Raw genomic sequence first — 13,189 nt, 5'->3', positions numbered from 1 at the left:
GATGTTCGAACGGTTCCACCAGGAGAGCCGCCAGGCGGTCACCCTCGCCCAGGAGAACGCCAGGCGACTGCGCCACGACCGCTGCGGCACCGAGCACATCCTGCTCGGCCTGCTCGACCAGCGTTCCTGCATGGTCACCCGGGTGCTGACCGGGCACGGCCTCGACTACGAACGCGCCTACCGGGCCGTCGTACGGCTCACCCCCGTCAGACGCGCCACCGCCCTCGACGCCGAGGCCCTCGAAACGATCGGCATCGACCTGTCGGCCATCAGGGAGAGGGTCGAGGCCGCCTTCGGGCCCGGCTCCCTCGACCGCGACCCCGTCACGACCAGGAACGGACTCCGCAGCGGACGGCACATCCCCTTCACCCCACAGGCCAAGAAGGCCCTGGAGCTTTCCCTGCGCGAGACACTGGCGCTCAAGCAGAAGGGCATCCGCGACGGCCACCTGCTGCTCGGCATCCTCCGCGAGGGCAGAGGGCTGGGCTCCCGCGTCATCACCGACGCCGGCATCGACACGGGGGCACTACGCCGGGAGATCGTCGCGGAGCTCGGCCAGGATCAGGGCGGCGCCTCCCGGGCGTAGGCCGGGCCGGGGACCGGGCCTCTCTCCGGCCCGGTCCTAACCGGCCCGGAAGCGCGCGGAAACCGCGAGGGCCGCCGCGAGGCACGCGAACGGCACGACGGGAAGCACGCAACGGTGATCGAAATCGAGCACGGCGACGGGCAGCACCAGCAGAACCACCGCCGTCCCCCACGGCAGCAGCACATCCTTACGGCGCAGGCCCGCCACCCCCAGCAGAAGGATCACCCCGAGGAACGGCCCACGCAGGTAGGAGGGGTTCTGAAGGCCTGCAGGAACCCGGCGTACGGCTGGACCGCCTCGTACTCCCCGGTGACGCCCGGCGCGTATCTCCGCAGGTACGAACGGGCCCAGTCGGGAACGGCCGGCGCCGCCACGCCTCCCCACAGGCTGAGCGGCCCGGACATCCGCATCGGATGGTCCGCCGGGGTCCAGTGGAAGGCCAGCGAGACGTCACCGGCGACGGTCCGCAGATAGTCCAGTAGATCCGTCCGGGCCGGAATCCCAGCATCGTCAGCGCCCTGAGCCCCAGGGCGAGGGTCACGACCACCGCGAACAAGCGATGCCGGAAATGACTCCCGCGAATCCACCTATACCGGGAAAGGCGCTCCTGCCGGGATTCCAATGCCGTGACCACGCGAAATCCAGCCGTCGCTCAATAGGGGGACGCCGGCCTCCCCGCCACTGCGGATCGTGACGGCCCGGGGACGGCTCACCTCCGGCGCCCGCCAAATATGATCATGTCGATGGAGCGACCATATACGAATAAGGGCACCACAAGCCGACATTCAACATCATTTCCATTAGAACCGGCGATGAAAAGTGGTCATTTGTCGCCAGAGAGCCCCATACGTGCCGAGAATATATCTGACATACCGCCATTCCCATCGGTTCGGCACACCTCTGCGTTCACGCGGCAAGACTTACCGTGACCACCTTCGCGACCGGCGGCACATCATCCGTAACAGGGCGCGGAAACGTTCTGCCCGGGTGCGAAACCGGGCATTCATAGCAGATATTGAAGTACTTCCAGCCACCGCACACCCCACCTCGATCCGGAGCGAAAACACGCCGGGCAGGCCGTCCCCATGCCTTCGGGCTCCCGAGCGTTCCGCCGCCTTTCTCCATCTTTCGGATGGCATGAAAAGCGAATTATCGGCCCGCACTCCGGATTCGAAAACCGCGCCGACGGAGTGGGCGCAGTACGACTCCGAGGACACGCTCCGCGGGGAAGCAACCCACGTGCCGGGAGTCGTAACCGGCCTCCTGGTTGTCACCCAGGAGAACCGGCCTGCCCGGCGGCACACGATCCTCCGGCGCGTCGGACAGCGCGGGAACCCGGGCGAGGGCCGGCGTCGGCGGTCATCCCGCGCCTTCCGCCGTCGGCGCCGGCCCTTCGGCGGCGGGATCCCGACAACCGGACGGCTGGAGCGCGAACAACCGCGCGTACTCCCCGCCGCCGGGCATCAGCCGGGCATGGTCGCCCTGCTCCACCATCCGCCCGTCGCGGAGCACGACGATGAGGTCGGCGTCACGTACCGCGGGCCGGTCCGCTCCGCGCGGTGAGCGAGGCGTGGATCTCGTGCTCGGCCGCGGCGTCCAGCCCCGCCGAGGGCTCGTCGAGGATCATCAGGTCACGCCCGTCGCGCAGGAGCGCGCGGGCCGGCGCGAGCCGCTGCCGCCGTCCGCCGGACAGCGCCCCGCCGTACTCCACGAACCTCGGCAACCGTTCCCGGCAGGGGCCACAGCTCGGCGAGAAGAACCCGACCACCGTGTCATCGGCCAGCGATTCCCTGCCCAACGTTCCACCGTCAACGGTCAAGGTGAGGAATTCGCCGACCTCCTCACCCACCCCGAGAGGACATGACTTCTCCGTGGCCGGGCCTGGACAGCGGTTCCGTGTGTTCCCGGAGGCGTTTGATCACCCCTACCGAAAGGATCAGATTCGGTACGCAGACGTCCCGACGAGCACCAGGGCCGTGATCACAGAAAGCATGACGTCCTCCTTCAACCGACTGCCGGAGGGGATGGGCGCCGCTCGATGTCCTTGTTCATTGGTTGGAAAAGCTCGAATATGTCGTCGAGCGCGGTGACCAGCACGCCGAGCATCGTCCCGCCGAGGACGGCGATCAGCACTCCAGCGGTCTCCAGGCCTTTCTGCGGTGTCAGGGTCCCGATCACGCCGACAACGGCGACCGCGGCGAGAATCACGTTCCTTATGGCCTGGCGCGGCCCCATCGGGACGGAGGACGCCCCGAAACACCGGCACGCCGCCCGCGTCCCCCTGCGCACCACAAGAACGACGACCACCGTGAACACGGCGAGCAGTCCCGCCGCGACCACGAAACCGGCGACGCCGGTGACGGGTGTGGGTGTCGCGAGCAACACCCATGTCGCGAGTTCTGCGCCCAGCACAATTCGAGCGAGGGAACGCACCGAGGCCGGCGGCACCAAACGCATATCACGTATGGAGGCAACGAAGTCACCGAACGTGTCGCGCCCGATGAGCTTGCCCGTCGAAGATATTAGGAACACGGCGCCGATGACACAGCGGAGCCCGATCGCCAGATATTGCACCGGACGCCCTCCACATGATCAGCAATTGAATTTCAGTATGGCATCCGAATACACGGCCATCAAGTGTTGACATCATCGGAAATCACTGTTACGACAAACTCACAATAAAGCCCGCCACAAACACAAAATCCGTTTTTCAATCATCGGCACGACCGGCGCCGTGTGTGCAATCCCAGCCGAAAGGAAGTGCCGAGCCCAAAGAAGCTCGAAGCGATGGGAAGCAGTCTTCTTGGCATGTTCGTGCCCCGGGTCGAGGCCTCGGCGGCCTGCGGCCCCGTCGTGATCAAAAGCTACTCCAGCTGCTGGGAGTGCAAGGGCACCTTCGGATGCGACTGGAACGCCCCCTGTGACGCGTACTGCCGGAGCGGATGCGGGTGCGACGTCAGGACCTGCTACTGCTAGACAAGAGGCGGCCGTCACCGCCGAATAAAAGGTAGCCGATAAACATCGTGACCGCCGGAAAGGATTCGTCCGGCACGGGGCGCTTCGCCTTCCCGAGCCGACGTGAAAGACGGCGACCGGCGCGCCGCCGTGGACGGACGAAACGCAGAACGCGCCGCGGTCAGCCGGCACCGGCGGCGCATCAGCGGCGCACCGGTGGCATGAGGGCCATACCGAACGGCGAGCCGCGCGGCGGCTCGCAGAACGGTGTCACGGCAGATGGGGGAGATTACGCGGTCGTTCCCAGCGGCTTCGCCTTACGGGTCTCGACGCCGAAGAGGGCGACCGCCAGGACCGCCAGGACCAGGGGAACCGCGCCCAGGAGGGCGGTGGCGCCGATGGAGGGGACCGTGACCCCGGCGACCAGGACGGCCGTGACCGCGACCCCGCCGAACTTGCCGACCCCGGCGGACAGGCCGGAGCCACGCGAGCGGATCCGGGTCGGGTAGATCTCCGAACTGTAGGCCGCCACCACCGCGGCGATCGTGGCGGTGCCGACGATCGGGCCCGCGAGCAGCACGTACAGCCAGGTTTCGTCGTGCACCAGCGAATCCCCCGCCACGGAGAAGGCCAGCAGGGCGGCGGCCACCAGGGCGCTCAGCACGACGATGGTCTTCTTCGCGCTCCACAGCCCGTACATCGCGGCGGCGACGAAGACCAGCGGCAGACCCAGTAGCGCCGAGTCCCGCAGCGCGCGGTCGGCGGCCTGCTGGGCGAGGCCGAGCTTTTGCAGGTTGGAGGGGATCCAGAGCTGGAAACCGTAGGTGACCAGCCCGACGCTCAGCCCCAGGATCACCACCGCGACGCTGAGGCCGGTGAAGGGACGGTGGAACAACGGCGTGTAACCGCCCTTGTCCGCGGCGCTCTCCTCGGTGACGGCCCGCTCGATCTTGGCCTCGGCCGCCTCCGTGGAACCGTACCTGACCATGATGGCCCGCGCCTCCTCCTCACGGCCGTGGGCCAGCAGGAACCGGGGCGACTCGGGGATCCAGCGGTTCAGCAGGATGAGCACCACTCCGGTGGGGATGCCCAGCAGCCACAGCGACCGCCACGAGTAGACGGGGATGAGCTCGGACGACAGCCAGCTCGTCATGGCGTAGGCCAGGGCCAGGTTGCCGCCGATGAGCACCATGACCCAGCCCCGGTGCCGTCCCGGGATCGTCTCGGCCAGCAGCGAGAAGGTGATGGGCAGCATGCCGCCCGCGGCGAGTCCCATGACCAGGCACATCACCAGGTTCCATCCGAAGGACGGCATCGCCCCGCAGATCGCGGTCGCCACGAACATCACCCCGGCCAGCAGGATGGCCGCCCGCCGTCCGATCCGGTCGCCGAGCCATCCCCACAGGAACGACCCCAGGACCGTTCCCGTCAGGCCGAACAGCGGAAGGAGCGCGACGGGCAGGTCGCCGCCCGGGTTGAGGGCCGACTTGAGGCCGTACTCCTTGCCCATGCCCGGGGCCACGAACGCCAGCGTGATCGGCTTCATCGCGTCGATGGTCACCGCGGCGGTCATCACGAGGATCAGGCCGATGTGCGCGGGGCGGAGCCCGGCGTCGTCGGAGGTACGGATGCGCACCTCACCGGCCTGCCTCGCGGCCTTGAGATCACGCGGGACGAGCCCGTACGTGGTCACCGCCAGCCCGACGACGATCAACGCCATGCCGACCGTCATCGGGATGTCCATCGGCATGCCCGCCATGTGGAAGCCCATGTCCGCGGCGTGCACGTACATCGGGATGTGCAGCGCCACCCCCGCCACGCAGGTGAGAAATCCGGTCCAGAAAGCCAGGGGGTGGGCGAAGTCGATGCCGCCCACGGGCCGTTTGCTCATGAGTTCCCTCGGGATCACGATCGTCAGGGGGGTGACACCCGGGAGATGGGCCCGATCGGGTTTCGGTCACTGCCGCGAGATGTCTGCTTGTTCGATGCGTTCCGCACCGCTTTGGTTCGTCGAACAGTGCATCATCCGTGACTTGTGAACCGCTTGTGGGTCAGATGATCCGGCCGCCGCGCAGCCGCCAGTGGACCGACAGCACCCGCATCGGGCCGTTGGCGAACAGCCACTGGCCGATCCAGACGACCGTGAACATGGTCGCGAACGTCGAGAAGGCCACCGGGCGGGTGATGCCGGGAATCAGCCTCTGGTCCAGCAGGACCCACATGAGCAGGCCCTCGGGGACGATCGTGAGCAGCCCGAAGAGCGTCGGCCAGTCCTTGTCCCAGCGGAACTGCATCAGCAGGTGGTAGAGCAGTTCCCAGAGCAGGCCGACGACGGCGACCGCGAGCAGGATGAGGTAGGCGACGCCGTACGTCCTGGACATGGGGCCTCTCGTGCCCGGCAGCACCGGCACGACCAGCGCCGTGAGGACCACGCCGACGGTGGCGAGCAGGAAGATCCGGGTCTGGAGACGACCGGCGAGGGTGGGGATCACGACGTGAACTCCTCAGATGGGACGGCCCGCGGCCCACTTGAACCACTGGCTGACCGAGCGCAGGGGGCCGAGCCCGGCGCAGAACCCGCGCCGGGAGAGGTCGGCGGCGATGTCGAGGGCGGCGGTCTGCATGCCGAGGAAGCTGTCCACCGCCGGGAAGTGGTTGCCCGCGACGGCGGCACCGGAGGCGTACAGCATGCCGTCCCCGCTGCCCGCGCCGCTCACCTCGAAGTTCCTGCCGACGGCCAGGCGACCGGCGCCGTTGCGCTGGGCTCCGCCGTGTTCGAGCAGGTCCGCCAGGACCCGGTGCTCGGGCATGTCGGCCTCAAGCCCGGTGCAGTCGACGATGAAGTCCGAGACGACCTGCCCGGCCCTGCCGTCGTCGCTGCTGGTGAAGCTGACCAGCCGCCCGTCCGGGGTCGGTTCGACCCGGTGGACCACCGCCTGGATCGCGTGGTACCAGTTGCCCTCCCGGCCCCGGCGCATCTGCTCCTGCCAGCGGCGCAGCTTCGGCGTGGTCGTGCCTCCCACGAGCTTGGCCAGCGCCGCGCGTTCGGCGCCCTCCGCCCGGCGGAACCGCGCCTTCAGCTGGCCGCCGAAGGCCGACTTGGGCAGGGTGAACGCCTGGTAGGCCCAGCCGTCCCCGCCGGGGCGCCGCATCCACGGGCTCGGGCCGTGGGGTCCGGTCACGTACGTGCGCAGCAGGTGCACGATCTGGGTGTGCAGGCCGTAGCGCTCCCGGTCGTCCATCAGCCGCTGGAGCACCCGGGAGGCGACGATCCCGGAGCCGCGCACCACCACCGTGCCCGGCCTGGTCTTGAGGAACTCGTAGACGTGCTCGTGCGGCTCGTAGGCGTTGACGACGTGGTGGTAGTCGTTGTAGGTCTCCCGGAAGCACTGGAGGTCCTCAAGGAACTTCAGGCCGGGGTAACCGACCGCCAGGTGCACATACCGGGAGCGGATCGCCACCCGCTTGGTCGGCGTCATGCCCGCCGGAGGGGTGAGGAGCGTGAAGTAGCCGCCCCCGAACCTGCGGCGGACCATCCGTACCTGCCCCTTGAGCAGCATCTCCCAGTACGAGACGCGGTCGGCCTCGCGTTTGACGGTGGAGAAGACCGTCGAGGCCCTGGGACTGAAGAAGTCGGTCAGGAGCGGCTCGACCAGGACCTGCCAGAGCAGTTTGGGCGACCTGTCCCGCCAGGCCTCGTGCACGGCGTAGGACGGGAAGCCCCAGATGTTGTCCGGCCTGGCCCCCGCGTCGGAGCGGATGCGCTCCTCAGGCGGCAGCTGGGAGACTCGGGTGAGGTACTCCCAGCTCTGCCACGGGGTGTCGCTGTTGGACAGCACGCGTATGGACGAGGTGGGCACCCCGCAGATCCTCAGCACGTCGACGAGGGTGAAGGAGCCGAGTCCCCCGCCCACCGAGACCAGCGGCACGTCGTGGAACGGGATGCCCGCTTCCTGGACCATCTGGTCGTGCCAGATCGGTGAGTCGATCAGCTGAGGAGTGAGGTCGTCATGGCGCCGGGCATCTAACACGTGACGTCCCCCGTGGTCTGACTCCGAGCGAGTTGCGGGTCCCCTTATTTCAGATAAAAGGGATCACGCGCAACTCGCCCGCGAAGAGCGTCAGCCGACCAGCACCTTGATGTCGCCGGAGCCGGTGGACATCACGACCTTGTGCGCGGAGGCCGGATCCTGCGGCACGGAGACCTCCCTGTCACCCGATCCCGCCCTGGTCGACACGTTGTACGGCCCGCCGGGGAGGCGGACGGTCACGTCGCCGGAACCGCCCCGCATCTCGACCTCGTCGGGGACGGCGGTGTATCCCAGCTCGGCGGTTCCCGAGCCGACCTTGGTGAAGACCTTCCTGCCCGACAGCCCCGTGCCGGTGATGTCGCCCGACCCCGTGACGGCGGTGATCGCCCCGGTCAGGGAGGTGAGCCTGACGTGTCCCGAGCCCGTCTGCAGATCGACGGTCGTCCCCTTGGGGATCTCGATCCGGTAGTCGACGCCGCAGTTGTCCATGCTCGACGGGCAGTTGTAGCTCACGAACAGGGTCTCCCCCTGGACCCTGCGCGTGGTCTCCGGCTTCTCGTCGTTCCACCGGGCCGTCTCGACGACCTTGACGCCGCCCCCGGTTACCTCGGTCACCGAGACGTCGCCCGACCTGCCCCTGACGTTCAGCTTTGTGACCTTCTCGGTGACCTGGTGGGTCGCGGTCTCATGATGGGAGGCGGAGCCGATGTTCGTCAGCCCACACCCCGTCAGGAGCACCGCGACGGTCAGCAGGCCCCCGCCTGCCACGATCTTCTTCACCCGATGATCCTCCCAACGGCCTCACGAACACGCATCAGGGATGTCCCTGGAAAACCTCGGGGATCCCTTAGGGGGCGATGGCCCTCATCCGGTCTTGTCGCCGCGGCCGCCGGACGGCAGGCCGAAGGCCCGGCCCCCACGGGGAACCGGGCCTTCTTGGCTGTGGGGCCTACCTGGAGGCCTTGAGGTAGTCGTGGTTCATCCTGGCGATGGTGTCCAGCGGGATGCCCTTGGGGCAGACCGCCGTGCACTCGCCGGTGTTGGTGCAGCCGCCGAAGCCCTCGGCGTCCATCTGCTCGACCATGGCCCTGGCGCGGGCGTCACGCTCGGGCTGGCCCTGCGGCAGCAGGCCCAGGTGCGTGATCTTGGCCGCGGTGAACAGCGACGCCGAGCCGTTCGGGCAGGCCGCGACGCAGGCGCCGCAGCCGATGCAGGTCGCCGCGTCGAAGGCCGCGTCGGCGTCGTCCTTCTTCACCGGGACGCTGTGCGCGTCGGGGGCCGACCCGGCGGGAACGGAGACGAAACCGCCCGCCTGGATGATCCGGTCGAACGCGGAGCGGTCCACGACCAGGTCCTTGACCACCGGGAACGGCGCCGCGCGCCACGGCTCGATGGTGATGACCGCGTTGTCCGCGAAGTGCCGCATGTGCAGCTGACAGGTGGTGGTCGCCACCTGCTCACCGTGCGCCACGCCGTTGATGACCATGCCGCACATGCCGCAGATGCCCTCGCGGCAGTCGTGGTCGAAGGCGATCGGGTCGTCGCCCTCCAGGATGAGACGCTCGTTGAGCACGTCGAGCATCTCCAGGAAGGACATGTCCGGCGAGACGTCCTCGACACGGTAGGTGACCATCCGCCCCTCGTCCTGGGGGCCCTTCTGGCGCCAGACCTTGAGTGTCAGGTTCATACCCATGGCTCGCTTACCGCTCCTCGTTCGCTGTACGGACCACTCGTCGGTCTGGAGCCACGCGGGAGGCGCTCACTTGTAGCTCCGCTGGCTCATCTTGACGTACTCGTAGTCGAGCTCTTCCTTGTGCAGGACCGGGCCCTGCTCGCCGTACTCCCAGGCCGCGACGTAGGCGAAGTTCTCGTCGTCGCGCAGGGCCTCACCGTCGGCGTCCTGCGACTCGGCGCGGAAGTGTCCGCCGCACGACTCGGTGCGGTGCAGCGCGTCGAGACACATCAGCTCGGCCAGGTCGAAGAAGTCGGCGACCCGCCCGGCCCTTTCGAGCACCTGGTTGAGCTCCTCGGCCGTCCCGGAGACCTTGACGTTCCTCCAGAACTCCTCACGCAGTTCGGGGATGCGTTCGAGCGCCTTGCGCAGCGACTCCTCGGTGCGCTCCATGCCGCAGTAGTCCCACATGAGCTTGCCCAGCTCACGGTGGTAGGAGTCCGGGGTACGGTCGCCGTTGACCGCGAGCAGCTTCGCGATCTTCTCGCGCACCGCGGTCTCCGCGTCGGCGACGGCCTGCTCCTCGACCTCACCGTAGGGGCCGTTGGCGAGGTAGTCGCCGATGGTCGTCGGCAGCACGAAGTAACCGTCCGCCAGGCCCTGCATCAGCGCCGAGGCGCCGAGGCGGTTGGCGCCGTGGTCGGAGAAGTTGGCCTCACCGATCACGAACAGGCCGGGGATCGTGGACTGCAGGTCGTAGTCCACCCACAGGCCGCCCATGGTGTAGTGGACGGCCGGGTAGATGCGCATCGGCTGGGTGTAGGGGTCCTCGCCGGTGATGCGCTCGTACATCTCGAAGAGGTTGCCGTACTTCTTCTCGACCGCGTCACGGCCGAGGCGGCGGATCGCGTCGGCGAAGTCGAGGTAGACGCCCAGGCCGCCGGGGCCGACACCCCTGCCCTCGTCGCAGACGTTCTTCGCGGCGCGGGAGGCGATGTCACGCGGGACCAGGTTGCCGAACGCCGGGTAGATGCGCTCCAGGTAGTAGTCGCGCTCGTCCTCGGGGATCTGCGCCGCCGGGCGGTCGTCGCCCGCCTTGACCGGCACCCACACGCGGCCGTCGTTGCGCAGCGACTCCGACATCAGCGTCAGCTTGGACTGGTAGTCGCCGCTGACCGGGATGCAGGTCGGGTGGATCTGGGTGTAGCAGGGGTTGGCGAACATCGCGCCACGCCGGTGCGCGCGCCAGATGGCCGTGGTGTTGCAGCCCTTGGCGTTGGTCGAAAGGAAGAAGACGTTCCCGTAGCCGCCGCTGGCCAGCACGACCGCGTCGGCCACGTGCCGCTCGATCTCCCCGGTGACCATGTCCCTGACGATGACGCCCCGCGCCCTGCCGTCGGAGACGATCAGGTCGAGCATCTCGTGACGGGTGTTCATCTTCACGGTCCCCGCGGCGATCTGCCGTTCGAGCGCCTGGTAGGCGCCCAGCAGCAGCTGCTGGCCCGTCTGGCCCCTGGCGTAGAAGGTGCGGGAGACCTGGGCTCCGCCGAAGGAGCGGGTGTCGAGCAGGCCGCCGTACTCACGGGCGAACGGCACGCCCTGGGCGACCGCCTGGTCGATGATGTTCACGCTGACCTGGGCGAGCCGGTAGACGTTCGACTCACGGGCCCGGAAGTCGCCGCCCTTGACCGTGTCGTAGAACAGCCGGTAGATCGAGTCGCCGTCACCCCGGTAGTTCTTGGCCGCGTTGATGCCGCCCTGGGCGGCGATCGAGTGGGCGCGCCTGGGCGAGTCCTGGTAGCAGAAGGAGGTGACGTTGTAGCCGAGTTCACCGAGGGTCGCGGCGGCCGAACCGCCCGCCAGGCCGGTGCCGACCACGATGACGTGCAGCTTGCGCTTGTTGGCCGGGTTGACGAGCTTGGCGCCGAACTTGCGCTTCTCCCAGCGATCCTCGATCGGCCCCTCGGGGGCCTTGGTGTCGCGGATCGGCTCACCGAGGGTGTACTTCGTCACTTGACAACTCCGATCATGACCGCGACGGGGACGGCGAGGAAGCCGAGCACCAGCACGGCGGAGACCACGGCCGCGACGGCCTTCAGCGGGCGGTAGCTGCGCGAGCCCGCGAGGCCGAGCGTCTGGAAGGCGCTCCACAGGCCGTGCCGCAGGTGCAGGCCGACCATGACGACGGCGAGCACGTAGAAGGCGGTCACCCACCAGCGCGACGTCGCGAACCCCTCGACCAGCCTGTCGTAGGGCGTGCCGTCCCAACCGGCCGGGTTGACCACGCCGAAGGTCAGGTCGAGCAGGTGCCAGACGACGAAGAGGAGGATGGTCAGGCCGCCCCAGCGCATGACGTGGGTGGCGTAGCCGCTGGCCTGGGACTTGCGCTTGGCCGCGTACTTGACCGGGCGGGCCTTGTTCGCCCTGCGGGCCAGGGACACGGCCGACCACATGTGCAGTACGACGGAGGCGAACAGCACGACCTCGACGAGGGTGAGCAGAACCCTGCGCGGCACGAGCGGCTCGCCCATCGTCCGCAGGAACTCGGCGTAGGTGTTGAACGCCTCGGCGCCGAAGAAGCTCTTGAGGTTGCCGGCCATGTGGCCGACCAGGAAGAGCACCAGGATGGCACCGGTGACGGCCATCACGGCCTTCTTACCGTTGGACGAGCCCAGGAAGCCGCCTGACCTCCTGGGGGATGGGGTCTTGGCGGACCCGGAGGGTTTGACCGGCGCTGTGGCGGCGCCGCGCTCAATCGTGGCAGTCACGTCTCGACGCTAGGTAGGGTGGTTTCCCCTCGTCCAAGTCATCGTGGATGTGGTTCCCATAGCCCCCGGCTATCAGGTCTGGGTTTATGCGGGTTTTACAACGACGACCCCCGCGCGGATGCGAGCAATCTCACACCGGGTCCGTCATTGTCCCGGGGTCGGGGGGCCGCCCCGAATCCGCCACCGGCCCATCCGTACGCTAGGGAAACGTGCAGCTCCAGCAACTGGCCTACTTCGTGGCTGTGGCCGACTCCCGGCACTTCACCCACGCGGCCGAGCGGATGCGGGTCGCGCAGCCCTCGCTGAGCAAGCAGATCAGGGCTCTTGAGGCCGATCTCGGCGCGCCGCTGTTCAGCCGGGCCCGGGGGAACGTCACCCTGACCGCCGCCGGGGAGGCCCTGCTGCCGCTGGCCCGCAGGATGCTGGCCGACGCCGAGACGGCCAGGCGTGAGGTCGCCGAGCTGGCCGGCCTGCGCCGCGGCAGGGTACGGCTCGGCGCCACCCCCTCGCTGTGCGCCGGGCTGATGGCCGACGCCCTGGCCAGGTTCCACCGTTCCTACCCCGGCATCGAGCTGCTCGTCGAGGAGGGCGGCTCCCGCGACCTGGTCCGCGCCCTCGCCCGTGGCCAGCTCGACATGGCGCTGATCATCATGCCGTTGCAGAACGACGACCCCTCCCTGGTCACCGAGGAGGTGCTGCGGGAGAACCTGGTCGTGGTCGCCCCGTCCATCTCGCACGCGCGCAGGCCGTACATGCGGATAGAGGACCTGCGCGGGCAGCCGATGGTGATGTTCCGGCGGGGCTACGACCTGCGGGAGGCGACGCTGGGCGCCTGCCGTCAGGCGGGGTTCGAACCGAGGCTGTCGGTCGAGGGCGGTGAGATGGACGCCGTGCTCCGCTTCGTCGAGGCCGGGCTCGGCATCGCCCTGGTGCCCTCGATGGTCCTGGACGGCCGCCCCGGGCTGACCGGGACGCCGCTGGCGCCTCCCGGGCTGCGCCGTACGATCGCCATCGCCCACCGCAAGGACGTCGAACCGACCAGGGCCGCCCAGGCGTTCCGTGACACGTTGCTGTTCTTCCTGGCCGAGGCCTCCCATGAGGGTAGTCTTCCCGAAGGCCTTGAGCTGATCGTCCAGGACTGAGCGAGCGCGCGACCGGACGGCGCAGTCCGGGCGGT

The 13,189-nt window shown here is 68.6% G+C and carries 15 protein-coding genes; 3 read left to right on the top strand and 12 right to left on the bottom strand.

What is annotated here, in order from left to right; genetic code table 11:
• Nucleotide 1: 1 nt before the first annotated feature.
• A complete protein-coding gene (locus ABZ470_RS25070) occupies nt 2-586 on the top strand; it encodes a Clp protease N-terminal domain-containing protein (protein WP_352013740.1) in 585 nt (194 codons plus the stop codon).
• A 36-nt stretch (nt 587-622) separates the two neighbouring features.
• On the opposite strand, the gene ABZ470_RS25065 is transcribed toward ABZ470_RS25070, so the two are convergent.
• The 5 genes from ABZ470_RS25065 to ABZ470_RS25045 all read right to left on the bottom strand — a co-directional run bounded on the left by ABZ470_RS25065 (nt 623) and on the right by ABZ470_RS25045 (nt 3,160).
• Nucleotides 623-811, bottom strand: coding sequence for a hypothetical protein (locus ABZ470_RS25065; RefSeq protein ID WP_362914194.1), 189 nt, complete (start codon nt 809-811; stop codon nt 623-625).
• On the bottom strand, nt 808-990 hold the full coding sequence (locus ABZ470_RS25060) for a hypothetical protein (protein WP_362914192.1): 183 nt from the start codon (nt 988-990) through the stop codon (nt 808-810). The genes ABZ470_RS25065 and ABZ470_RS25060 overlap by 4 nt, the downstream gene beginning before the upstream one ends.
• A gap of 745 nt (nt 991-1,735) precedes the next feature.
• Nucleotides 1,736-1,888, bottom strand: coding sequence for a S26 family signal peptidase (locus ABZ470_RS25055; protein WP_362914188.1), 153 nt, complete (start codon nt 1,886-1,888; stop codon nt 1,736-1,738).
• Nucleotides 1,889-2,114: 226 nt separating this feature from the next.
• On the bottom strand, nt 2,115-2,384 hold the full coding sequence (locus ABZ470_RS25050; RefSeq protein WP_362914186.1) for a hypothetical protein: 270 nt from the start codon (nt 2,382-2,384) through the stop codon (nt 2,115-2,117).
• A 206-nt stretch (nt 2,385-2,590) separates the two neighbouring features.
• Nucleotides 2,591-3,160 carry a MauE/DoxX family redox-associated membrane protein gene (locus tag ABZ470_RS25045; RefSeq protein WP_352013744.1) on the bottom strand — a complete coding sequence of 190 codons (570 nt, stop codon included), beginning with the start codon at nt 3,158-3,160 and terminating at the stop codon, nt 2,591-2,593.
• 213 nt (nt 3,161-3,373) lie between these two features.
• Between ABZ470_RS25045 and ABZ470_RS25040 the strand changes: the two genes are divergently transcribed.
• On the top strand, nt 3,374-3,562 hold the full coding sequence (locus tag ABZ470_RS25040) for a hypothetical protein (RefSeq protein ID WP_362914184.1): 189 nt from the start codon (nt 3,374-3,376) through the stop codon (nt 3,560-3,562).
• A 268-nt stretch (nt 3,563-3,830) separates the two neighbouring features.
• Here the strand turns inward: ABZ470_RS25040 and ABZ470_RS25035 are convergent, their stop codons facing one another.
• The 7 genes from ABZ470_RS25035 to ABZ470_RS25005 form a co-directional block, all read right to left on the bottom strand.
• Complete coding sequence (locus tag ABZ470_RS25035) at nt 3,831-5,432, bottom strand: MFS transporter (protein WP_352013746.1); 1,602 nt, start codon at nt 5,430-5,432, stop codon at nt 3,831-3,833.
• Between the two features lie 160 nt (nt 5,433-5,592).
• Nucleotides 5,593-6,033, bottom strand: a complete 441-nt coding sequence (locus ABZ470_RS25030; RefSeq protein WP_362776570.1) for a hypothetical protein — start codon at nt 6,031-6,033, stop codon at nt 5,593-5,595.
• Between the two features lie 12 nt (nt 6,034-6,045).
• Nucleotides 6,046-7,572: a hypothetical protein gene (locus tag ABZ470_RS25025; protein ID WP_352013748.1), complete on the bottom strand. Its 1,527-nt coding sequence runs from the start codon at nt 7,570-7,572 to the stop codon at nt 6,046-6,048.
• 90 nt (nt 7,573-7,662) lie between these two features.
• Nucleotides 7,663-8,352, bottom strand: coding sequence for a DUF4097 family beta strand repeat-containing protein (locus tag ABZ470_RS25020; RefSeq protein WP_352013749.1), 690 nt, complete (start codon nt 8,350-8,352; stop codon nt 7,663-7,665).
• Nucleotides 8,353-8,521: 169 nt separating this feature from the next.
• Nucleotides 8,522-9,259 (bottom strand): succinate dehydrogenase/fumarate reductase iron-sulfur subunit, encoded by a 738-nt coding sequence (locus tag ABZ470_RS25015; protein WP_352013750.1) that lies wholly within the window; start codon nt 9,257-9,259, stop codon nt 8,522-8,524.
• 72 nt (nt 9,260-9,331) lie between these two features.
• Nucleotides 9,332-11,257, bottom strand: coding sequence for a fumarate reductase/succinate dehydrogenase flavoprotein subunit (locus ABZ470_RS25010; protein ID WP_362914181.1), 1,926 nt, complete (start codon nt 11,255-11,257; stop codon nt 9,332-9,334).
• Nucleotides 11,254-12,012, bottom strand: a complete 759-nt coding sequence (locus ABZ470_RS25005; protein ID WP_352013752.1) for a succinate dehydrogenase cytochrome b subunit — start codon at nt 12,010-12,012, stop codon at nt 11,254-11,256. The genes ABZ470_RS25010 and ABZ470_RS25005 overlap by 4 nt, the downstream gene beginning before the upstream one ends.
• Nucleotides 12,013-12,221: 209 nt before the next feature.
• Between ABZ470_RS25005 and ABZ470_RS25000 the strand changes: the two genes are divergently transcribed.
• Entirely contained in the window at nt 12,222-13,154 is a 933-nt protein-coding gene (locus ABZ470_RS25000; protein ID WP_352013753.1) for a LysR substrate-binding domain-containing protein, read from the top strand.
• The last annotated feature ends 35 nt before the right edge of the window (nt 13,155-13,189 follow it).

Origin of the sequence: Streptosporangium sp. NPDC020072 (assembly GCF_040631445.1) — a bacterium.
Classification (GTDB): Bacteria; Actinomycetota; Actinomycetes; order Streptosporangiales; family Streptosporangiaceae; genus Streptosporangium.
This window is presented reverse-complemented; position numbering and strand designations above follow the sequence as displayed.

Coding starts and splice junctions, on each gene's coding strand:
- ABZ470_RS25070 (WP_352013740.1), top strand. CDS start 2: ATGTTCGAACGGTTCCACCAGGAGAGCCGCCAGGCGGTCACCCTCGCC.
- ABZ470_RS25060 (WP_362914192.1), bottom strand. CDS start 990: ATGTCCGGGCCGCTCAGCCTGTGGGGAGGCGTGGCGGCGCCGGCCGTT.
- ABZ470_RS25040 (WP_362914184.1), top strand. CDS start 3,374: ATGGGAAGCAGTCTTCTTGGCATGTTCGTGCCCCGGGTCGAGGCCTCG.
- ABZ470_RS25035 (WP_352013746.1), bottom strand. CDS start 5,432: ATGAGCAAACGGCCCGTGGGCGGCATCGACTTCGCCCACCCCCTGGCT.
- ABZ470_RS25015 (WP_352013750.1), bottom strand. CDS start 9,259: ATGAACCTGACACTCAAGGTCTGGCGCCAGAAGGGCCCCCAGGACGAG.